Below are 21620 nucleotides of genomic sequence, written 5' to 3'. Positions count from 1 at the left end.
CAACTTGGCTGGCTGGCCTAATGTCATCTATATTCGATGATGTCAGGCCGGTACCAACGTCGAATCCGGTTGCTGCCGAACAGCCGGCGCTCGAAAAAGGAGCGCGAAGCCGCGGAGACCGCGTGTGAGACATATATGGATCCCCTTTTTCCATATCTCTATCTCATACTCGAAAGGTCTCTCATGGCGCACACTTCCGCGCACGTCGCACACACTCTGGCCCGCCACATCGATGAGGTCTTCGGACTTATGGGCAACGGCAACGCCTACTTCCTCGATGCCCTGCTCACCTCCACCTCGGCGACCTACACCGCTGTGCGGCACGAAGCCGGTGCCGTCGTCGCCGCAGATGCACACTTCCGCACCTCGGGACGGATCGCCGCCGCGACCACCACGTACGGTGCCGGGTTCACGAACACACTCACCGCGCTGGCCGAAGCTGCGCAGGCCAAGGTTCCACTCGTCCTCGTCGTCGGTGATGAGCCCACCTCCGGGCCCCGCCCCTGGGATGTCGACCAGATCGCCATGGCTTCGGCCGTGGGCGTGCGCACCTACACCGTGGGTCGCGTCGATGCCGCGGCGGCGACGGTCACCGCCATCGAGCACGCGCTGACCTACCGAGTGCCCGTTGTCCTCGCAATCCCCTACGATGTTGCAACCCTCGACATCGGCGAGATCCCCTCGGTTCCGGGACCCGGGCGCCCTGCTCCCTTGGCGCCGACATCCGAGTTCTCACGGACCTCGCTCGATCGTCTGACGACAGCTCTCGCCGAGGCGAAACGACCACTCCTGTTGGCCGGTCGAGGTGCGTGGTTGGCAGGGGCCGAGGTCGAACTCGGCGCGTTGGCTAAGGCCACCGGGGCATTGACGGCGACTACTGCTCTGGGCCGCAACATCTTCCCAGATGCCGACCACGACCTCGGCGTGGCCGGAGGATTTGGCGCCCCTGAAGCCATGGAGCGAATCCATGAAGCCGATGTAGCTGTCGTCTTCGGAGGTTCGCTCAACCAGTTCACAATGCGCTTCGGTGAGCTGTTCCACCCATCGACTGAAGTCTGGCAGGTCGACACCGACGATCGGGCAACGAATTCCCGGGTCGGCGGTTTCATCCGCTCAGACGTTCGCCTTGCGGCCGGCGAACTGGTCTCTCGTCTGGAGTCCTCTGGTGCGGAGTCGAGTGGCTGGCGCGAGAGCGTGGATACAGCCGCTGACCGGGCCTATGAAATGGGCACAGAATTCGCTGAGGACGGTCGCCTTGACCCTCGCGCTGCCGCTGCGCGACTCGGTGAACTGATGCCAGAGGACCGAGTCGTAGTCTCCGACGGCGGGCACTTCATCGCGTGGGCGAACATGTTCTGGGAGCCCAGCGCACCCGATCGTCTGGCGATGGTCGGCACCGCGTTCCAGTCGATCGGCCTCGGCTGGCACAGCGTTGCAGGTGCGGCACGAGCCAACCAGGATGCGACGATCGTTCTCACCACGGGTGACGGTGGCGGAGCAATGGCACTGTCCGATCTCGACACGGCCATCCGTTCAGCCGGTGGGCGGGGCATGGCGGTAGTTTTCAACGATGCGGCCTACGGTGCCGAGGTGAACCTCTACGGTCTCAAGGGTCTGGATAAGACTCCGATGCTCATCGATGAGATCGACTTCGCGGCCCTGGGCAGCGCTGCCGGAGGGTACGGTGTTGCCGTTCGTTCGCTGGCCGACCTCGAGGTGGTCAACGAGTGGAAGGCGACACCGGTCGTCGAACGGAAGTTCCTGGTCCTCGATCTGCGGACCTCGGGCGCGGTCATTGCGCCATATCAGGAGGAAGTCATTCGCGTGAACTCCTGAGGCTGGCGGGAACTGCGCTCAGACCCCCACGTGACGTTCCGCCACAGCTTCTCCAGCGGGCCTTGGCCGAAGCGACGCAGCCACAGGCTTGAGACCACGACCTGCAGAACGAGGATTCCCAAGCAGACGACCAGGCCTGCGGCATAGCCTCCCTGAGAGTCGAAGCGGCTGAGGTCGGGCAGGAACGTGCGGACGGCGATGATGAGGATTGTGGCTCCGAAATAGTTGCTCAGTGCCATCCGCCCCAGCGGGGAGAGCGCTCGGCGCAGCACCGCCTCGGCGGGGGTCCGCAGAAGCATCAGGACGACGACGATATAGGTCAGTGCCATGGCGATCCCCAGGCCTGCATTGATCCACTGGTTCACCTGACGGGTCACGTAGTCCGTGACCGCGAACCCAATGACCGAGATGACCACTGCACCGGCCCCCACGAGAGCCAGACGGCCGGGGTGGCGGAGGACCGAGTGGAGAAATCCGCTCCAGCTGATTGCGAAGCCGAGGAGGAAGAGCCCGGGGATCAGTGCGAGGCCTCCCCCGGTGAGGATGCCGACTATCAGCAGGACGCTTCCGATGACCGAGGCGATCGGTGCGAGCAGTCGGACGGGAATCCACGTCGAAGGCAGGAGGACGACGATTCCGACGAGGGCGTAGGGCAGCAGGGCCTCCCCCGGCTGCAGGAACTGATGGAGGAGTCCGATGACTGCCAGGAAGAGGAAACGGCGGAGCAGCGCCAGCCGAGGCCGCGGGCTGCGCTCGGAGGCGGTCAGCCACATCAGCCCGAACCCGATTCCGAAGAGGAAGGAGAAGATCGGGAAGAAGCGGTTCTGCACGAAGTCCTCGTAGAACCTGTAGAAGGCCAGCGGGGCACCGTGGGCGTCGACGGCGCCCAATTGGAGCATGGGCGGCAGGTTGACCAGGAGGATTCCGCAGAGGGCGAAGCCGCGGATGACGTCGAGGGCGACAATTCGGCGGCGGGTTGCCGGGCGGGCTGATTGTGTCAGTTGTGTGTTCATAACATCCATCGTCGGTGTTCGGCGGTGTCTGTGGCATCGGCCATGGGACCGAAAGTCAGCCTCAGGGGTCAGCCATTCGGCCGATTCATCACTCCCGATTCCCACATCCGTGCTGCGATCTCGACCCGGTTGCGCGCCTCGAGGCGATTCTGGATGCTGCCGAGGTGGGTCTTGACGGTGCCCAGCGAGATATAGAGTTCCTGGCAGATCTCCTGATTGGTCCTCCCGTCGGCGACGAGCTTCGCCACCTCGATCTCGCGCCCGCTCAGTCTCTCGACGGCATGGGTCTGTCGGGTCGGAGTCGAGCGGCGCCGCTTGAGCAGGTCGAGGGTGAGCGAAGGAGAGATGAGAGCGTCTCCGTTCGCCGCGGCCCTGACGCCGACGATGAGGAGGTCGGCTCCGGCGTCCTTGAGCAGGAATCCGCTGGCGCCTCCTTCCAGTGCGGCATCGACGTAGTCATCATCGTCGAACGTGGTGACCATGATGACCTTCGAGTACGGAGTGATCTTCGGCAGGGCCGCGAGCCCGTCGAGTCGCGGCATGCGAATGTCGAGGAGGACGACATCGGGCGCCTCCCGCCGAGCCAGGTCGATCGCCTCGGCACCGTCGGCGGCCTGCCCGATCACGCTGATCGTCTCCTCGGCGTCGAGGATGAGAGAGAACCCCATCCGCACCATCTCCTGGTCATCGACCACGGCGACTGTGATCATCCATCGTCTCTCTTCATCGTCAGCGGGAGCCGGGTGCGGACCATCCATCCGCCCTCGTGGACTCCGGCATCGATCGACCCGCCGAGGTGGCTGACCCGGGTGCGCAGACTGCTCAGCCCCGTACCGCTGCCGGCACCGATTCCGCCGGAGCCCGGACCGTTGGCCACGGTCATCAGCAGTGTCGTCGGCCGCTCCTCGCTCATCGTGAGACTCACGGTCACCGGTGCGTCGGGGCCGGCATGTCGGCGCACATTGGTCAGGGATTCGACGAGCACACGGTCGAGCACCGGCCATACTGCCTCGTCGTCGATCTCACCGGTATCGATCGAGATCTGTGCTCGTTGCCCGTAGGCCTCGACGCGGTCGCGCAGCGCCTGCGGCCCCTCGGCGATCGGAGTCCGCGATGCGGCCTCGGTGCGCGTTTCGGAGACGAGCCGTCGGATCTCCTCGAGGGCACGGGTACCGGAGGCCTCGATCTTCTGCAGTGCCGTGGAGGTCAGCTGCGCATTGTCGCTGCGCCCGGCGGCCTGGGCAAGAACGACGATCCCGGTCACCTCGTGGGCGATGACATCGTGGAGTTCGGTGGCGATGCGACGGCGCTCCGCCTCGGCGGCGGTGGCCTTTCGTTCGACCAGCGACCGGTCGGTGAAACGCAGCATCAGGCCGATCGAGATCGCGACGATGATGACAGTGGTGAAGGCGAGGCCGAAGATCAAGCCATCGGGCAGCAGACTGGGGACGATGATGTTCGCGACGGCGAGGACCGCGATGAGCGCGATTGGGCCTGGTCCCGATCCGAAGCGACCGAGCATCGCCAAGGCGACGAGGCTCAGCCACAGCACCGTCAGGCTCATCGATGCGGCAATGGCCACAAGGCCCAGGGCGACGAACACCCCAAGGACGGCGATTCCCAGCATGCGTGCAGACGTCCGGCCCAGTTGGATGCGGATGAGGATGGGCAGGACCGCCGCCACTGGGAGCACGGCACCTGTGATCAGTGGCCACCCCGTGCTGGTGAGCAGATCGATCCCGAATGCCAGGGGCACCGGGATCAACCACAGCCATGCGATGAGTCGTCTCATTGGCTTCCAGTTTAGTCTGTACGGCACAGACTCAGCGGCAGCTGCTCGAGGCGTACTCGACTTCGACGCCGTCTCCGCAATCGGTGGCGGACACGTTCCTGACCGAGGCTGACTGCGGCAGGCTGACTTCCCCGGCCTCGCGGCCATCGGCGAACATCCGCACAGCGGCGGCATCGGTCTCGGCAGAGAACGTCACCGCCGTACCGCCGATCGTCGCCGAGTCCGAGAACGAACCGTCGGACTCCTTGATCGAAATGGCCTCGGAGGGGTAGTCGAACGTGATGAAGCGAGTGAGGCGGTCGGCATCACCGTCGACAAGGCGGTGAACGAGGAGCTGGTCCTTGTTCGTGCCGGTCGCCGGAGTCGTGTCGACATAGGTGAGGTCGGCCCGGTCCTGTGCGGCGTACATGAGGTAGGGCCGACCGCGGACCTCGATCGAGGTGGGCTCGACGCCGCAGTCATCAAGGTAGGCGGTGACCTGAGATTCGAGTTCGGCCTTGGCACGGAACTCCACAATGACGACGAGGCCGATGGCCCCGGCGTTGAGGGAGCAGGTGACGGCGAGAGCGATGATGGCTTTTTTCATGGGGGTGTCCTTGTCGGATGCCAACGACTCTGCACCATCGATACTTCCGGAACGGGGACTCTGCGACGTCGACCGAACGGCCAGTCAGGCTCGGCCGATCGGCCACAATCGCCGACGGGCGAATCAGGCGAGCTCGCCGATGGCGGCGATGCGCATGAGAGTCACGACATGACGGTTGCGAACGCAGAAGCGCCCAGGAACCGTTTCCGGTCCTGGGCGCTCAAAAGTGGAGATGGCGGGAATCGAACCCGCGTCCGTCGGCAGATTGTCAGGACTTCTCCGGGCGCAGTTCGTGAAGTAGTTTCTTAGGTTCTGGCCCTCACACGAACATGTGGACCAACGAACGGAGTTGAGTAGAAGTCCCTCAGATACCCTCAACGAATATCTGAAGCAGTGGCTCCCTAAGCGACGCCAGGACCTAGAGTGGAAGCAACTCTAGACTGACGGATTCGCAGCTCGGCCTAATCAGGCAGCGAGGGCGAAATCGGTGCGGTTATTAGACTTAGCACCTATTGTTTTGCAGAGGACATTAACGAGATGACTCTGCATTCTCGGCCCGCTTCTCCCGTCGCAGTGTCCGACGTCGAAACCGATCATCCCCATATTCTGTTACCAACCCTGTCCAACTCATTCACCTGCGCAAGCAGGCTCATGCGCTGACCAGAATAACCAGCATACTCGTAGAACACCAGCCGATCCAATTGCATTCCCAAGGACAGGGCCTAGTCAGACCGATGGTGTCAGACGAGCAGACTCAGAGGAATTGTTTGGACTTGATAGCGCGCTCAGCCTCACGTTTGTCCTGCGCTTCACGCAGAGCCTGACGCTTGTCCCATTCGCGCTTACCCTTAGCCAGAGCAATCTCGACCTTGACCCGCGATCCGTCGAAGTACAGCTCCAGCGGGACGAGTGTGCGTCCCGATTCCTTGACCTTCTGCGACAGACGGAGGATCTCCTCGCGGTGCAGCAGCAGCTTTCGACGTCGACGAGCGGTGTGGTTCGTCCACGTCCCCTGTGCGTATTCGGGAATGTAGACGCCCTCAAGCCACGCTTCATTCTGGAAGATCAATGCGAAACCGTCTGTCAGCGACGCCCTGCCCTCTCGCAGTGACTTCACTTCGGTTCCGCTCAGCACGAGACCGGCCTCCCACGTATCTTCGATGAGATAGTCGTGGCGTGCCTTGCGGTTCCTCGCAATGACTTTCTTGCCAGTTTCCTTCGGCATGTCCGGCCTCCTTCCTGTGTCTCGGTTCACTGTGTCCAGCCACGATTGTCAGCCTCTTAAGACCGCCCAATCGAGTAGACACGCAGACCAACTACTCTAGCTCAATGATATCGCGTACGAAAGGCCGGGTTGACCGGCCCACAAAGGCCACGCTGACGGCTGCTCAAGGCCCACCTCGGCGAGGCCAGGTCCCTAAAAACGCTGACCAACGTCAGGAGATGTAGGGCATCGGGTTGACGTAGCCGCCGTTCTTCATGATCTCGAAGTGCAGGTGGCAGCCGGTGGAGGCGCCGGTCGTACCCGAATCCGAGATGACCTGGCCCTTCTTCACCTTCTGCCCATCATGGACCTTCAGGTCCGTGTTGTGGTTGTACGTCGAGGCGATCGAACTCCCCTTGATCTTTCCGTGCGAGATCACAACGCGGTTGCCGTAGCCCCCGGTCCAACCGGAGGTCACGACGATCCCGTCACCGGCAGCACGGATCGGGGTGCCGCAGGGAACACCGAAGTCGGTGCCGGAGTGCAGCTTCTTCGCCCCGGTGATCGGGTGGATGCGGTAACCGAAGGGTGAGGTGATGGGATAGCCCTTGGCGGGGTTGGCCAGCGCGCCGTCACCATAGACGAACTTGCCCTTCTTCTCCTGCTCCTTCTCCCATTCACGGACCTTCTTCGCCAACCGGTCCTGCTCGTCCTGTTCCTTCTGCAGCTGAGCTTCGGTTTTGTCCTTGTTGTCGGAGATGGTCTTCTCCGCATCGTCCTTCGCGGAGATGATGTCGTTGAGGCTGTCGGACTTCTTCTTCGCATCGATCTGTGCGGCCTCTTTGGCCAGCACAGCCTCGGCGGCTTCGTCCTTGAGGTCCGAGATCTCATCGGTCACACCCGACAGGCGCTCTTCGTTGTTCTTATTCACCGCGCGCTGCTCGGAAAGGTTGTCGATCGTGCGCTGCTGTGACCGCACGGCGGAGTCCACTCGCCCGATGCCACCGTCGGCGCTTGTGCCCTCGGCCATCTGCAGCAGCATCGCCAGGTCGGAGGTGATGCCCGAGTTCTGGTACGCCTGACGCCCGATGCGCGCGGCCGAGGTCTTGTGCTTGTCGATCTCCTCCGCGCCGTCTTCGATCGAAGACTTCAGATCGTTCTGCGCGTTCTCCGCCGAGGTCAGGCGAGCGGCCATGGCATCATCCTTCTCGATGGCAGCGCCCAGAGCGTCATCAGCCTTCTTCGACGCGGCTTCAGCGTCGGGCAGCTTCTCCTGCGCCGCGTCGCGTTCTGCGATGACGCGGGCCAGGTCCTCGTCAAGTCCTTCGAACTCCTGCTGGAGCTCCTTGACCCGGTCATCGACCTTGCTCTTATCGTCACGGGGATTGGCTCCCGCCGAGGTGACGGGCAAGATGACGGCCAACAACGCCGCTGTGATGACTAAACCGAGTCTGCGCTTCATCTCAGACCTTCGTGTACTTATTCAAGGTGATCAGAGACGATGCCCCGGCCATGATCACACCGATGGCAATGAGGATCGGAGCCACGATGAGGACATTGACTCCCGAGATCAGGCTGAAGCCCGTCGCCTGGCCCTCCAGCCAACCGCTGACACCGAAGTGGACGAGCAGTCCCAGGGCACCGGCGGACAGGGTCGCACCGATCGCCGAGGCGATGACGCCCTCAAGCAGGAACGGGAGTTGGATGAAGGTGTTCGACGCACCCACCAGGCGCATGATTCCGGTCTCGCGCCGCCGGGAGAATGCGGACAGGCGGATGGTCGTGGCGATGAGCAGCATGGCACACAGCAGCATGATTCCGGCGATCGCGACCGCAACGACGGTGGCGATGTTAAGGACACCGAAGAGACGGTCGAGCAGCTGGTTCTGGTCAACGACCTCTTCGACACCTTGGGTCGAGGAGAACGATTCCTTGATGATGTCGTACTTCTCGGCGTCCTTGAGCTTGACCCTGAACGACTCGTTCATCTCATCTTCAGGCACGGTGCCTTCAAGGCTGGTGCCCTTGAACTGGTCCTGGAAGTGCTTGAATGCCTCGCCCTTGTCTTCGAAGTAGACCTCGTCGACGTAGGGGGCAAGCTCCGAGCTGTTGAGCTGATCTTCGATGTTCTTTTTCTGCGTATCGGTGGCTTCGCCCTCGACACAGTTGGTGGCCTCAGAATCCGGTGGGCACAGGAACACGGAGACCTGGACGCGGTCATACCAGTAGTCCTTCATCTGCCCGACCTGCATCTGCAGCAGGATTGCGGCGCCGACGAAGAGCAGGGACACGAAGGTCACGAGCACCACGGACAGGACCATGGAGACATTCTTGCGCAGCCCCGACCAGACCTCGGAGAGGATGAATCCGGCCCTCATGAGGCGACTCCGTAGGTACCCTCTTCGACGTCTCGGACGATGACTCCGTCGGAGAGTTCAATGACTCGCTTGCGCATCCGGTTGACGATCTCGCCGTCGTGAGTGGCCATGAGCACCGTGGTTCCGTTGCGGTTGATCTTCTCCAGCACCGACATGATGTCAGCACTGGTGCTCGGGTCGAGGTTGCCTGTGGGCTCATCGGCGAGCAGGATTCCCGGTTTGTTCACCACCGCGCGGGCAATCGCCACGCGCTGCTGTTCACCACCGGAGAGTTCGTTGGGGTAGCGCTTCTCTTTGCCAGCCAGTCCCACGGTCTCGAGCACATCGGGGACCAGGGTCGACATGGCCGCCCGGGATTTGCCGATGACCTGTAGTGCGAAGGCGACGTTGGCGAATACGGTCTTGTTCGGCAGCAGACGGAAGTCCTGGAACACGGTGCCGATCCCCCGGCGCAGATAGGGCACCTTCCAGCTGGGCATCTTCACGACCGATTTTCCGGCGATGTGGATCCGCCCATTGCTGGGTACCTCTTCGCGGAGGATGAGTCGGATGACCGTGGATTTGCCCGAGCCCGAAGCGCCGACGAGGAACACAAATTCTCCGCGCTCGGCCTCGAACGAAATGTCGTCGAGTGCTCTGCGGGATCGTGCGTCGTAGGACTTCGAAACTGAGTCGAATTTGATCAAGAGGGTCTTCAATCATGTCGCGGATGGCTCGGCCGCTTCCACTGTACGTAACAGCCCCGTGATGATCCGGGAGGCTTAAGGGCGTGTGTTGCGCATTGGAGGAAGTTCACAGCGACACAGGAAGTTCACACAGCCGCCGAGGTGGTACTTGAACCAGCCGTGCAACCGCGCAGCCGCAGAAGAAGAATCAGGAGTCGTCTTCGGCCATTTCCTGTTCCTTGCGCCAGCGGATTCCTGCTTCGATGAGGCCGTCGAGGTCACCGTCGAAGACGTTCGAGGGATTGTTGACCTCGTAGCCGGTGCGCAGGTCCTTGACCATCTGGTACGGGTGGGTGACGTAGGAACGCATCTGGTCGCCCCAGCTGGCCTTGATGTCGCCGGCCAGTTCCTTCTTCTGAGCCGCCTCTTCCTTGCGTTTGAGGTCAAGCAGGCGTGACTGGAGCACGCGCATCGCGGCTTCGCGGTTCTGGATCTGGGACTTCTCGTTCTGCATGCTCACGACGACGCCGGTGGGTTCGTGCGTGATGCGCACGGCCGAGTCGGTCGTGTTCACGGACTGACCGCCGGGGCCCGATGACCGGTAGACGTCGATGCGCAGATCGTTCTCATCGATATCGACATGGTCGGTTGATTCGATCAGCGGCACGACTTCGACGGCGGCGAAGGAGGTCTGGCGACGTCCCTGGTTGTCGAAGGGGCTGATGCGCACGAGGCGGTGGGTGCCGGCCTCCACGGACAGTGTGCCGTAGGCGTAGGGGGCGTTGACCTGGATCGTTGCGGACTTGATGCCCGCGCCCTCGGCGTAGGAGGTATCGAGCTGCTGCACGTTGTATCCGCGGTTCTCGCCCCAGCGGATGTACATGCGGATGAGCATCTGTGCCCAGTCGGTGGCGTCGTCGCCGCCGGCACCGGAGCGCACGGTCACGACGGCTGAACGCTCATCGTATTCGTGGTTGAGCAGCGTCGAGATCTCGAGTTCGGCCAGCTGGTCGTGCAGCTTCTTGAGGTCGCGTTCGGCCTCAACCTTCGAGTCCTCATCGCCCTCGTCCTCGGACATCTCGATGAGCAGCTCGGCATCGTCAATGCGCTCACCGAACTTCTCGAGCTTCTCCAGGGTTCCCTGTTTATGCGAGAGCGTGGCCGAGATCTTCTGAGCCGAGTCCGGATCGTCCCAGAAGGACGGCGCCGATGCCTGCTCCGTCATCTCAGCGACCTCGGAGCGGAGATTATCCAGATCGGACACGTCCAGGATCGCTTTGTAGGTCTGACGGAGGTTGGCGATTTCAGCAGAATAATCAGTGGGCATAATGATGCAATCCTAGTGCATGGCGGCCCTCAGGCTTGAATCCTCAGCCTTCACCCCCATCGATGACCGACGCCGAGGTGGTACGTGAAGTCGTACCACCTCGGCGCCGGTTCGGTTGGGTGCAGAACCCGGGAATGAGGCTGGGCTGCTGTTTTGCGGATCAGGCCGACACAGGCTCTGCGGCAGCGCTCCAGGTGTCGGGTCCGAAGACCTCGAAATGGACATTGTCGGCGGGAATGTCGAGTACTGCCAGACCGCGTCGCACGGCGTTCATGAACGGTGGTGGCCCGCACAGGTACACCTGCGCGTTCGCGGCGATGGGGACCTCACCGAGATCGATGAAACCTTCGTGGACAGTGTCGGTGACCGTCCGGGCCCCAAGCTGTTCGTACCAGTGATGCATCTGCGCCCCGGGCAGCTGGTTCACCAGCTGCCCCATCTCGCGGCGGTGCGCGTGGGAGGCCATCGACTCGTCGGCGTGCAGGACCATGACGGGCCGCGTCGATTCGGTCTGCACCAGGTGGTTGAGTGCTCCGATGATCGGCGTGCATCCGATCCCGGCCGAGACGAGGAGGAGCGGCTCATCGGACTCTTCGACGACCAGGTCGCCGCAGGGCAGGGAGCAGCGCACGGTGTCGCCTTCGAAAATGTTGTCGTGGATGAAGTTCGAGACTTCGCCGGCCGGGACACCGGAGTCGGCGCAGCCGGGTTCGGCCTTGACCGTCACGGCCCATGAGGTGCGGTTCGAGGCTCTGGTCAGCGAATACTGGCGGATCTGCTGGGCCCCGTCGGGAAGTGTCACCTGCACGGAGAGGTACTGGCCCGGCTGCGCGGCGGGCAGTGCCGCGCAGTCTTCGCGGGCGAGTTCGAGGCTGACGGTGGTCGGGGATTCCTGGTTGCGGGAGGTCACGACGAGTTCGTTCCACACATCACCGGGCGCCACGTCGAAACGGGCGTAGAGGTTCTTCTCCGCCGCGATCAATCCGTCGGCCATGTCCCAGTAGACCGCGGTCCAGGCATCGACGACCTCCGGGGTGGCGGCCTCGCCGAGGACCTCGGCGATGGCGGCGAAGAGATGCTCGTAGACGATGGCGTACTGGTCTTCGGTGATCCCCAGCGAGGCGTGCTTGTTCGAGATCCGACTCATCATGGCATCGATGTTCGGTGCGTCCTCGGAGACGAGCAGGCTCGCGTATGCGGCAATTGCTCCGGCCAGAGCCTTCTGCTGTTCTCCCTGTGCCTGGTTGCCGCGGTTGAAGAGGTCGCTCTCCAGGTCAGGACGGGCAGCGAACATGCGCTCGTAGAAGATCGGGGTGATCTCACCGATCGAGGCGCCGACTGCCGGCAGGGTCTCGCGGATGACGGAAAGTGCGGGTTGGGAAATCACATCTGCCCCTTTCGTGATGCCAGTGCACCACGTGGCTGCAACGGCCTGTCCAGGTCGCTATTTTGGTTGGCGTCTGCGACATTACTACGCTGTGTAGAATTTCTTTCTACCGGTCGCAACCGTGAGAAATCTCAAGCCGAAATATGGACATCCGGTGGCTCGCAGCCGTTTCGCTGATACGTCACCCGTGTCGCTCTGGGCTTGAAGATCCGGGCTTGAAGATCCGGGCTTGAAGATCCGGGCCCGGCATTTCACTTACTGACATCGACCATTCCGTGGGCTCCCCGCTCGGCGTCGACCATCTTGTGGGAGACGAACGGGTAGTGTCCAGCCTCGGCGAATTCGAGTTCGACGAACCCACCCTGTGCGGCTTCGAGGTCGAGAGTCTGGCTTGCACCCTTCTCGGAATTGTCGGGGCGGAGCACGTATGCGCCTTCCTTATAGACGGTGTCGAACTGTCCGCCGATGATGTGGAAGGCACTCGATCGGTTCGGACCGACGTTGAGCAGCCAGATCCGCACCCGCTCTCCGACGTGGGCGGTGAGCGGTTCATGGTCGTACTGGTTGGCGAAGCCGTTGAAGACCACGGCGTCGGGTTCTTCCCGACGCACCTTCTCTGAGTCGACGACCCCGCCCTGGGGTCCGAGGTAGAGCTCGGATTGGACGAACACGAATTCCTTGTCCACGGCCGGCAGCTCGGGTGGATCGATGATGACGGCACCGAACATGCCATTGGCGATGTGGGATGACATCGGCATGGTCGCGCAGTGGTACATCCAGATGCCGGAGTGGGTGGCTTCGAACGTGTAGGTGAGTGACTTCCCGGGCGCGATCGTGCGCATCGGCTTGTCCGGGGCCAGCTCACCGGCGTGGAAGTCGATCGAGTGCCCCATCGACCCGTCGTTGACCAGGGTGATTTCGAAGACGTCGCCGACCTTGCCGCGCAGGGTCGGCCCGGGCATGGTGTCGTTGAACAGCCACAGTTTCTGCCTGACGTTCGCGGCCACCATCTGTTCGACCTCGGTGACGGTGAAGATCTCCTTGTGGGTCGTGCCTCCCGGTGCGGGTGGCAGTTCAGCGTCCTGTGCGCTGAAGTCCTTGCCCGGATCGGCCATGAAGTCCAGGCCCGAGGCCGCCGAGGCTGTGCCCTCATTCGCGGCATCATCGCCGGTGGATTGCGCAGAGTCGTGATCCATTCCCGGCATCGCATCCGCCGATCCCCCATCTGCGGCATCATTGTCGCCTGCGTCCCTGGTGGCTGCGGCGCCGGTGGCGTTGACGGTGAAGACCATGCCCATCTGCTTATGGCCGGCGATCGAGCACCACCCATCGATATCGGAGCCGATGATGCCGACGTCCAGGCTCGTCGACTCCCCCGGTGCAAGCCTGCCGCTGTCGTGCCCATCGGCGAGCACGAGGTCGTGGACATCCTCATCATCCGTGTTCTTCAGGTCGATGATCAATCGGTTGCCCGCGGGCACATCGACGCTCGCCGGGGTGAAGCGCATATCTTTGGCTTCGACGCTCACGCGCGTCGTCTCACCTGTGGCGGCCACTCCCGCCGAGGTGGATGAGGCGTTGATCGCAGTCGTGGCACTCGGGTCAAGGGCGACGCCGCCGGCAACGGCGAACAGCACCGCTGCCACACCTGCTGCTGCGAGGCCCAGACTGTTTCGGTTCTCCTGCTTCTGCTGGGCCGCGCGTTCTTCCTTCGTCGCACGAACCTGCGCTTTCCGGTTGCCTGTCACGGGTTCGGGCGGGTTCTTCTTCGCTCGCCGTGAGGCCCTGATTCCGCGGAAGATCAGGGGCAGGAACGCAGCCAGCCCCAGCGCCACCAGCCCGGAGCACAGCACGCGGACCCAACTGGGAACCGGGAGCAGGCAGATCGCCAGCCCGAGGTTGATGATCGTGATCCGCAGCGCACCGAAGCGCGCGAACTCCGTGTTGGTGGCACGCACAGCGGCCGGTCCCCCGCCGAGGACGACCGGGAGGAGATAGGACAGCGCCCCGAAGAGCACCTGGGCGGCGAACCCGGCGGCCAGCGCGGGCACCAGCCACGTGAAGCCTTGTGTGGCTTCGGCCCAGGTGGCGGAGGTGAAGAAGACCCAGGTGGTGGCAATCAGGCAGATGGCGAGCCAGACCATGGCCGCAGCGACGGAGAACGTCGGATACTCACGTGGCGGTTTGGCCAGCGCGGCTAAAACGAAGGGGCGGGCGATGAGTCCAACTCCACACAGGTAGCCCAGCAGTCCGATGCCGGCCGCCCAGGGATGGCTGAGCAGGGCTCCGGCGAGCGCGATGGCCAGCGCACCGACGAGGATCGGCAGGGCTCTGCGAGCTGCCACCTCGGCGCCGGGCACGATCTTTGTGCGCAGCATCGTCGGCCACAGGGTCACCAGGGTGCCGATCACGGTCAGCCCGATCCACCCGAGCAGGTTGATCAGGGCGTGGGCGGCGACGAGGCGAGCATGCCACTCACTTCCGACGCCGAAGGCCAAGATGACGCCGAGGGCGACGCCGATCGGCAGCATGACTGCCGCGCTCAGGTAGTAGTGGAGGGTTGAGGCGAAGCGTGAGGCCAGGGCTGTGCGCGACTGAACCCAGAGGGTGAGCCCGTGCCAGACCACGGCCGTGGCCACCGCAATCGCACCGATGAGGACGAGGGCCCAGACGTCGACGACCATGCCGATGATGACGATGAGAGTGCCCGCGTTGAGCAGGATCAGGCGACTGCTCTGGCCTTTCCTGTCAGCGTCCGTCGATGGGGTGTGCAGCAGTGCCTCGGCGAAGTGTTTGGACCACACGAGGATGGAGTGGCTGACCGCGCCGAGGACGAGGAGGTGGATCATCAGCCATCTGGCCACAGGCAGACCGGGATGGGCGGCGATGATGATGAGCAGGAAGACGAGCCAGAATACGACGGGAATGTCGCGGATCAGCCATCGTCCACGGGCGGCGGTCGGCTCGTTTTGGCCGGGTCGGGGCAGATTGCGCGGACCCGGTGAGGAGATCTGAGGGTTCAGGCGGGAGTGTCCGGTCCTGTCCCGGTCGCGGCGGTTGCGGCGGCGCCGCCCGTGGCGTCCGCGCCGCTTGTGGCGTCTGTGGCGTCTGTGGCGTCCGCGCCGAGATCGAGTGCGAGGGGACGACGTTCGGCTCTGCCGCTCCGAGCACGCGTGCCGATCAGCGCCGAGGCTGCGGCCAGGATCGCAAATCCGAGCAGAGCGAGGATGTTGAGCACCCCGCCGACCTGCCAAGCCCAGTGCAGGTCGAGCCCGTCACCAAGGCCGATGCGCAGAATCAGCGACAGGTGCAGGAGCACGATGGGAATGTAGAAGCCGCGATTGTAGGGAAGCTGGATTCGCAGCACCGCGGGCAAGATCACGGTCGAGTGGGCGATGATCATCGAGACCGTGAAGCCGAGGAACACCGAGTGAACCACTGCGTCATAGACCCCACCATCGACGGCGTGTCCTCCGATGGTCCAGGCCAGGCCCGCAACGGCCAGCCACACATAGCCGGCCAGGAGGCAGGCACCCATGAAGCGGGTCTGGCCCGTGGACCGAACTGTCTTGCGTGCGACGTCATGGATGACCAGCCAGGAGACCAAGCCCAGGAGTGTGACACCCAAGAGTGGGTAGCCGATGCCGGGCCACAGCAGAGAGGCGAGCACGGCAAACGTTGTGGCAGTGATGAGCACAAGGAACCAACGGGTGGCCACGGTTCCAATGGCGATGCGTGCGAGCTCGAGTCGTTCGGCGGCGATGGTGAAGATGACGAAACCGGCGAACCAGGGAATGAGGGTGGCCACCTCTGCGCCGCCGAGCCACATGAGCACCGCGCTCGCGGCCAGCACCGCACCGAGTGCCTGCACCAGAATCGCTTCGTCCCCATTGCGGCGATAGAGGGGAACATAGAGAGCCACGAAGATGACAGTCCCGGCCAGGAGACAGAGCTGGCCGATGAGCAGCGGAAGCGGGGAGAGGACAGCGAGGGCGCCGAGCCCGATCAGAGCCGGGGCGAGGAGACCTGCCGGACGGGCAAGTGCCACGGCCCGTTCGAGAGAGATCAGGGTGGCGACGAAACCGAAGACCATGGCGATCCCGTGGACGCCGGGAAACGTCTCCGTCACGACCGGTGCCCACAGCCCCAGCAGTATGAGCGCTGCGTCGAGTCCGGCCAGCAGGGACAGCGCTGCCGGGATGAGGAAGGCCAGGCGTCGGATCACTGGCGGTCCCCGCGCGGGCTGCCCTCGCGCGGGCGTGCGCCTGGTTTCGGTGTTTCCAGGCGCAGGCGGCATGCTCCGGGTTCGGCGAAGGGCTCGAGCTGGCTGTCGGAATCCTGGTCCCCGAAGGTGTCCATGGCTCCACGGACCAGACCGAGGTGAACGCCGCAGACGATGTCGGGGTACTGATGGGCTGCGCTGAGCAGCGGGCAGCGGGTGAGCCTCACCTGCATGCTGTCATCGGCGGTATCCACAGCTGGTGCGAACCCGAGTTCGTCCAGCAGAGAGAGAGTCTGCTCCTGGGCAGTGGGTTCCTGCTCCTGAGCAGTGGTGCCGTTGTGAGTGCCAGCGCCTGAGGCTTCATTGTCTGCGCCAGCACCTGAGCCCCCGTTGCCGAAGTCCGCCGCGAGCTGGTGGCCCCACTCGAGACCGGCGGCGATGCCGTCTCCCCGTGGTGAGTCGCTGGTGCGATGGATATACGCGGCCAGTGCAGCTGCCAGACCCGCGTATTCGGGTGCCCCCGTGGCCGCGGCACCGTCGGTGGCGAAGTACAGCCATGCCGGCCTGCCTCTCCCCTGCGAAAGCGCCTGCTCCTTGGCGGCAAGTCCCGAGGCGATGAGTGTGTCTAAGTGTTCGCGCACCGTATTGCCGTGCAGTCCAGTCATCGCCGAGAGCGCACCGATCGACACCGGTGCGGCTTGGGCACTGAGGTGATCGAGCACGGCTGCAACAGCGGGTGAGAGTCCCGCTGCCGGGACAGTTGGACTGGGTCCGAGCTCGGAGTTCTCGGCCTTGGCGGAGACGCGATTTATTTTCACGGTTTTAATTGTAATAAACTGTGGCCAAGTCTGCAGAGAAAGAGAGAACACCATGAGTAATGTCATGTTCACCTCCAATGAGGCCGAAGCCGATGTCGTCAACGACATCGAGCAGAACTACGCCGAGCACTCCGGCGCGATCGCCGCAAAGACCGAGGCACTCATCGCTGCCGTCGCCCGCGGAGACGAGTCCTGGGAGTCCGCACGCGATGACCTATCGACCTGGGCGGCAACCTCGGTGACTTCCGCGCTCAACGCAGAGTCCGCGCATGTCCTCGCCGCCGCCAAACAGCTGACGGAGACTCGCCCCCTCGCAGAGGCGATCGATGCCGAGACCAACATCTTGACCTCCCTGCTGCGCGACGTTGCCGGCGCCGAGGACGGCGTCCGAGCCGCTGCGAGCGCCAGGGCAACCCGGTCGGTGTTCGATCTGCATGCCGAGAATATGACTGCTCGCCTCGTGCCTCTGCTGGCGGGCGAGTCCAGCGTATCCCTAGCCGACCTCTGGGCACAGGTCACCTCCGATTCTTCGAACGAGGCACACGACCCCGACCCCTTATCCTCCGCACCGGCCGACGATCACGCGCACAGCTGCACCTGCGGGGAGTCGGATGGGCCAGAACATCCGGAACTGGATGTGCGCACGGTTCCTCATGCAATTCGCCATGCAACTGTCTTCGGTGCCCTTGACTCTGTGTCACCCGGAGATGGAATGGTGCTCGTCGCCCCGCACGACCCGCTGCCGCTCCTGGCACAGATTGACCAGCGCTACTCGGGCGGGTTCAGTGTTGAGTATCTTCAGCGTGGCCCCGAGGCCTGGCGCCTCGACTTCGTCCGCGCCTGAGAACGAGGGCCATTCGCCCTCACCGATGACCGAGTCAGGGCCGAGCCCCGGACCTAGATGCCGAAAAATAGCGCCACCGGCGGGAGATCAAGTCATCCCGCCGGTGGCGCGGTCTATGGTGTGCAGGCCCGTCGTCGCAGGCTGCTGCAATGGTGATGAGAATCTATACCCGAACACGGGAATGTGCAATGCGGATGCAGTGGTGTTCCGCCTCTTGGCCTTCGCCTGAAACTACACGCAGGGCATTCGGACTTTTGCTCAGAGTTATCCACAGATTCGAGAAATTGCTGGATTCTTCATTCGACTACAGATAAGTTAAAAACAAATCCAGCTGTTGGAAATGGGTTTCGTTTTCTGTCTGCCAGGGGTTCAATGTGGAAGCCACCGAGGTTATCAAGAGCGAAGTGCACAAGAGGATCAGGGACCTCGATGTGGACCCTCGCGCCGATATGCAACGCTCTCGCGAGGTCATTCGCACAGTCATCTCCGAGTACGACGAGCGCAGTCTGGTCGCGGATCTTCCACCTTTGGAAGACAAGGAAGCCACATTTCGCTCCATTGACAATCAGCTCTCGGGGTTCGGTGCGTTGCAGGACTATTTCGATGACTCTCGGGTTGAGGAGATTTGGGTTAATTCCCCCAGCGAGGTCTTCATCGCCATCGACGGACTCCACCAGCTGACGACGACGAAGCTCACTGCTGGTGAACTCGATGACCTCATCGAGAGAATGCTGCGCACCTCAGGGCGACGGGTCGACTTATCCCAGCCCTTTGTCGACGCCATGCTTCCCGACGGTTCCCGACTCCACGTCGTCCTCCCCGATATCACCCGCTCCTTCCCTGCCGTCAATATCCGCAAATTCATTCAACGGCCACGCAACCTCGCCGGCCTCGTTGCTCAGGGATCCCTGACTCCGGCGGCCGCCAGATTTCTGGATGCGGCAGTCGCCAGCGGAGCCAATATTTTGGTCTCCGGGGCCACCCAGGCCGGCAAGACCACCATGCTCAATGCTCTGGCTGGTTCCATTCCCGCCCGTGAACGCATCATCTCCTGCGAAGAGGTCTTCGAACTCAACCTGCCCAGCCGCGACTGGGTTCCCATGCAATGTCGCCAACCGTCATTGGAAGGCACCGGCGAAGTGACCTTGAGAGACCTCGTGAAGGAAGCCCTGCGCATGCGGCCAACCCGCATCATCGTCGGCGAGGTTCGTGAGGCCGAGAGTCTCGACCTGCTCGTCGCCTTAAATTCGGGACTGCCCGGGGCCGGCACAATTCACGCGAACTCCGCCCGGGCCGCGATCACGAAGATCTGCACCCTACCGCTTCTGGCCGGGGCGAACATCTCCTCATCCTTCGTCGTCCCGACTGTGGCGGTGAGCATCGACGTCGTGATCCACCTGCGACGTGATCCGAATGGGACCCGCCTCGTCAGTGAGATCTGCGCTGTCCCCGGTGGCGTCGAAGGTGACGTCGTCGAACTCGACACCATCTTCCATTCGCCGCAGGGACAGTTGGTGCGCGGTCAGGGATTCGGCCACCTCGGCGATCGATTCGCCGCCATCGGCAAAGATCTCCATTCCATTCTGGAAACCGCATGAGCTATTCCCAATTCAGTCTCCTCATCGGTGCCTGCTTCGGTGCCGGCCTGTTCCTGCTGTGGATGTCACTGTGGCAGAGGCGATCAAGGACACGGGTGCAGAGACGATGGGTCCGCGAGCTCGATGACATGCTCACCGGTGCCGGGTTCCCACGGATGCGTCCGAGCCACCTGATCCTCATCTCGATCGCCGTCTTCATCATCGTCAGCGTCCTCGCCACTGTCCTCACGGGTTCGTGGGCGATCGCCCTGTGCTTCGGAGCCTTTGCCTCGTGGCTGCCTCACCGGCTGCTCCAACATCGGGCTCGCAGTAAACAGGTGATGCGTCGTGAGCTGTGGCCCGAAACCCTCGACCACCTCAACTCCGGCGTTCGAGCCGGCCTGTCACTGCCCGAGGCGTTGAGTTCGCTGGCCCACCGAGGACCCGAACCCCTGCGACCGCTGTTCGAAGTCTTCTCCGAGGAATACCGGGCCAGCGGCTCATTCGCCATCGCCCTCGAACGCTTCCGGCAAGTCAGCGCCGACCCGGTGGCCGATCGGATCGTCGTCGCACTCAGCGTGACCAGGCAGGTCGGCGGAAGCGACCTCGGCACGATGCTGCGTGCCCTCGCCCAGTTCGTCCGCGACGATGCCCGCACCCGCAACGAACTCTCTGCCAGACAGCAATGGACGGTCAATGGTGCCCGGTTGGCCGTGGCTGCCCCCTGGGTGGTGCTCGCGTTCCTCTCCACTCGGCCAGAGACAGCGACCGCCTACAATTCCCAGACCGGACTGCTTCTCCTGGCCGCCGGCTTCGTGGTCTCTCTCCTGGCCTATCAGGCGATGAAGCGAATCGGCAGGCTCCCCGAAGAGCCTCGGGTCATCGAAGGTTCGTCCCTTTCCTCGTCGTCGTTCCACCGTTCGGCCGGGAGCAGTGAGGCCACGTGAGCACTCCGGCCGATCCACTCACAATCCTCACCCTCGGGGCGTTCAACGGGTTCGCACTCTGTGTCTTCGTCCTCTCGCTGCCGCCGCTGCGCCGACCGACACTGTCCTCACGCATCGCTCCGTATCTGCGTGACCAGGAATCGCTGGTCGACATCTATTCTCCGCCGACGCCCCGCACGGAAGGGCTGCTGGGACTGCTCAAGTCCACCACGTTCGGCGCGACCATGTGGGTGACGTCGCGGATCACCACCGACGCCACATTGAGCCTGCGGATCAACCGCCTCGGCGGGGGTGCGTCTCTGGAACGCTTCCGCATCAATCAGATTCTGAGCATTCTGGCCGGAATGATCGCCGCCGGATGCGTGGCCGGTCTGCTCTCGGCACAACGCGGATTCTCCCCCGTGGTCACCCTCGTCCTCATCATCAGCGGCGGCATCGCCGGACACATCGCCAATGATTGGCGTCTGAGCCAGGCCATCGCCCGTCACGAGTCACGTGTTCTCGCGGAGTTTCCGACAGTCGCCGAACTCCTCGCCTTATCGATCACCGCCGGTGAGGGGATCGTCGAAGCACTCGAACGGGTGTGCCGCACATGCTCGGGCGACCTGGTCGATGAACTGCGCACGGCCTTGGCGACGACGAGAACCGGAACTCCGCTCGTCGACGCGCTCGATTCGATGGCGACTCGGATCGCCATTCCCGAGATCGTGCAGTTCGTCGACGGTCTGGCCGTGTCGATGACCCGCGGCACTCCGCTGGCGGAGGTGCTGCGTGCTCAGGCCGCCGATGTGCGCGAACAGTCGCGCCGTCGTCTTCTGGAGCTGTCGGGAAAGAAGGAAATAGGAATGCTGGTGCCGGTAGTCGTATTTGTACTTCCGGTGACCGTCATCTTCGCTGTCTTCCCCTCTCTCACCGTCCTCGATCTGAGCCCCTGATTCGAGCCCAATTCTGGAACCTCTGACCCGAGCCAGCGCACCTTCTCGGCTCCGCCCACGCCACCATCTGATCGCGACACCAAGCGATC

Annotated in this window: 18 protein-coding genes and 1 other RNA gene; 5 read left to right on the top strand and 14 right to left on the bottom strand. The window is 63.3% G+C overall.

Features of this window, described 5'->3' with window-relative positions:
• Positions 1-183: 183 nt before the first annotated feature.
• Positions 184-1836, top strand: coding sequence for a thiamine pyrophosphate-binding protein (locus INT29_RS09390; protein WP_193071478.1), 1653 nt, complete (start codon positions 184-186; stop codon positions 1834-1836).
• On the opposite strand, the gene INT29_RS09385 is transcribed toward INT29_RS09390, so the two are convergent.
• The 14 genes from INT29_RS09385 to INT29_RS09320 form a co-directional block, all read right to left on the bottom strand.
• Positions 1806-2849, bottom strand: a complete 1044-nt coding sequence (locus INT29_RS09385; protein ID WP_193071477.1) for a DUF418 domain-containing protein — start codon at positions 2847-2849, stop codon at positions 1806-1808. The genes INT29_RS09390 and INT29_RS09385 overlap by 31 nt on opposite strands.
• Positions 2850-2917: 68 nt before the next feature.
• Positions 2918-3559 carry a response regulator transcription factor gene (locus INT29_RS09380; protein ID WP_193071476.1) on the bottom strand — a complete coding sequence of 214 codons (642 nt, stop codon included), beginning with the start codon at positions 3557-3559 and terminating at the stop codon, positions 2918-2920.
• Complete coding sequence (locus tag INT29_RS09375) at positions 3556-4641, bottom strand: sensor histidine kinase (RefSeq protein WP_193071475.1); 1086 nt, start codon at positions 4639-4641, stop codon at positions 3556-3558. Before INT29_RS09375 ends, INT29_RS09380 begins: the two co-directional genes overlap by 4 nt.
• A gap of 31 nt (positions 4642-4672) precedes the next feature.
• Positions 4673-5227 (bottom strand): hypothetical protein, encoded by a 555-nt coding sequence (locus INT29_RS09370; RefSeq protein ID WP_193071474.1) that lies wholly within the window; start codon positions 5225-5227, stop codon positions 4673-4675.
• A gap of 224 nt (positions 5228-5451) precedes the next feature.
• Positions 5452-5828: a transfer-messenger RNA gene (gene ssrA / locus INT29_RS09365) on the bottom strand.
• A gap of 153 nt (positions 5829-5981) precedes the next feature.
• Positions 5982-6452, bottom strand: a complete 471-nt coding sequence (gene smpB / locus INT29_RS09360) for an SsrA-binding protein SmpB (protein WP_101573034.1) — start codon at positions 6450-6452, stop codon at positions 5982-5984.
• Between the two features lie 211 nt (positions 6453-6663).
• Complete coding sequence (locus INT29_RS09355; RefSeq protein WP_193071473.1) at positions 6664-7893, bottom strand: M23 family metallopeptidase; 1230 nt, start codon at positions 7891-7893, stop codon at positions 6664-6666.
• 1 nt (position 7894) lies between these two features.
• A complete protein-coding gene (gene ftsX, locus INT29_RS09350; RefSeq protein WP_193071472.1) occupies positions 7895-8809 on the bottom strand; it encodes a permease-like cell division protein FtsX in 915 nt (304 codons plus the stop codon).
• Entirely contained in the window at positions 8806-9495 is a 690-nt protein-coding gene (gene ftsE, locus INT29_RS09345; protein WP_101573039.1) for a cell division ATP-binding protein FtsE, read from the bottom strand. The genes ftsX and ftsE overlap by 4 nt, the downstream gene beginning before the upstream one ends.
• A 187-nt stretch (positions 9496-9682) precedes the next feature.
• On the bottom strand, positions 9683-10801 hold the full coding sequence (gene prfB, locus INT29_RS09340; protein ID WP_101573041.1) for a peptide chain release factor 2: 1119 nt from the start codon (positions 10799-10801) through the stop codon (positions 9683-9685).
• Between the two features lie 160 nt (positions 10802-10961).
• Positions 10962-12188, bottom strand: coding sequence for a globin domain-containing protein (locus tag INT29_RS09335; RefSeq protein WP_193071471.1), 1227 nt, complete (start codon positions 12186-12188; stop codon positions 10962-10964).
• A 251-nt stretch (positions 12189-12439) separates the two neighbouring features.
• Positions 12440-15052, bottom strand: a complete 2613-nt coding sequence (locus INT29_RS09330) for a multicopper oxidase domain-containing protein (protein WP_319020872.1) — start codon at positions 15050-15052, stop codon at positions 12440-12442.
• 155 nt (positions 15053-15207) lie between these two features.
• Entirely contained in the window at positions 15208-16413 is a 1206-nt protein-coding gene (locus tag INT29_RS09325; RefSeq protein ID WP_193071470.1) for a hypothetical protein, read from the bottom strand.
• Entirely contained in the window at positions 16410-17228 is an 819-nt protein-coding gene (locus INT29_RS09320; protein WP_319020871.1) for a helix-turn-helix transcriptional regulator, read from the bottom strand. The genes INT29_RS09325 and INT29_RS09320 overlap by 4 nt, the downstream gene beginning before the upstream one ends.
• A 52-nt stretch (positions 17229-17280) precedes the next feature.
• On the opposite strand from INT29_RS09320, the gene INT29_RS09315 reads away from it, so the two are divergent.
• The 4 genes from INT29_RS09315 (at position 17281) to INT29_RS20630 (ending at position 21531) form a co-directional block, all read left to right on the top strand.
• Positions 17281-18072, top strand: a complete 792-nt coding sequence (locus INT29_RS09315; RefSeq protein WP_193071469.1) for a DUF2249 domain-containing protein — start codon at positions 17281-17283, stop codon at positions 18070-18072.
• A 374-nt stretch (positions 18073-18446) separates the two neighbouring features.
• Positions 18447-19670, top strand: coding sequence for a CpaF family protein (locus INT29_RS09310; protein ID WP_193071468.1), 1224 nt, complete (start codon positions 18447-18449; stop codon positions 19668-19670).
• Positions 19667-20596 (top strand): type II secretion system F family protein, encoded by a 930-nt coding sequence (locus tag INT29_RS09305; protein ID WP_193071467.1) that lies wholly within the window; start codon positions 19667-19669, stop codon positions 20594-20596. Before INT29_RS09310 ends, INT29_RS09305 begins: the two co-directional genes overlap by 4 nt.
• Positions 20593-21531, top strand: coding sequence for a type II secretion system F family protein (locus tag INT29_RS20630; protein WP_193071466.1), 939 nt, complete (start codon positions 20593-20595; stop codon positions 21529-21531). Before INT29_RS09305 ends, INT29_RS20630 begins: the two co-directional genes overlap by 4 nt.
• Positions 21532-21620: the final 89 nt, after the last annotated feature.

The organism is Brevibacterium sp. FME37 (assembly GCF_014897485.1).
GTDB lineage: Bacteria > Actinomycetota > Actinomycetes > Actinomycetales > Brevibacteriaceae > Brevibacterium.
This window is presented reverse-complemented; position numbering and strand designations above follow the sequence as displayed.

Coding starts and splice junctions, on each gene's coding strand:
- ftsX (WP_193071472.1), bottom strand. CDS start 8,809: ATGAGGGCCGGATTCATCCTCTCCGAGGTCTGGTCGGGGCTGCGCAAG.
- INT29_RS09355 (WP_193071473.1), bottom strand. CDS start 7,893: ATGAAGCGCAGACTCGGTTTAGTCATCACAGCGGCGTTGTTGGCCGTC.
- INT29_RS09380 (WP_193071476.1), bottom strand. CDS start 3,559: ATGATCACAGTCGCCGTGGTCGATGACCAGGAGATGGTGCGGATGGGG.
- INT29_RS09390 (WP_193071478.1), top strand. CDS start 184: ATGGCGCACACTTCCGCGCACGTCGCACACACTCTGGCCCGCCACATC.
- INT29_RS09315 (WP_193071469.1), top strand. CDS start 17,281: ATGAGTAATGTCATGTTCACCTCCAATGAGGCCGAAGCCGATGTCGTC.
- INT29_RS09385 (WP_193071477.1), bottom strand. CDS start 2,849: ATGAACACACAACTGACACAATCAGCCCGCCCGGCAACCCGCCGCCGA.
- prfB (WP_101573041.1), bottom strand. CDS start 10,801: ATGCCCACTGATTATTCTGCTGAAATCGCCAACCTCCGTCAGACCTAC.
- INT29_RS09375 (WP_193071475.1), bottom strand. CDS start 4,641: ATGAGACGACTCATCGCATGGCTGTGGTTGATCCCGGTGCCCCTGGCA.
- smpB (WP_101573034.1), bottom strand. CDS start 6,452: ATGCCGAAGGAAACTGGCAAGAAAGTCATTGCGAGGAACCGCAAGGCA.
- INT29_RS09305 (WP_193071467.1), top strand. CDS start 19,667: ATGAGCTATTCCCAATTCAGTCTCCTCATCGGTGCCTGCTTCGGTGCC.
- INT29_RS09370 (WP_193071474.1), bottom strand. CDS start 5,227: ATGAAAAAAGCCATCATCGCTCTCGCCGTCACCTGCTCCCTCAACGCC.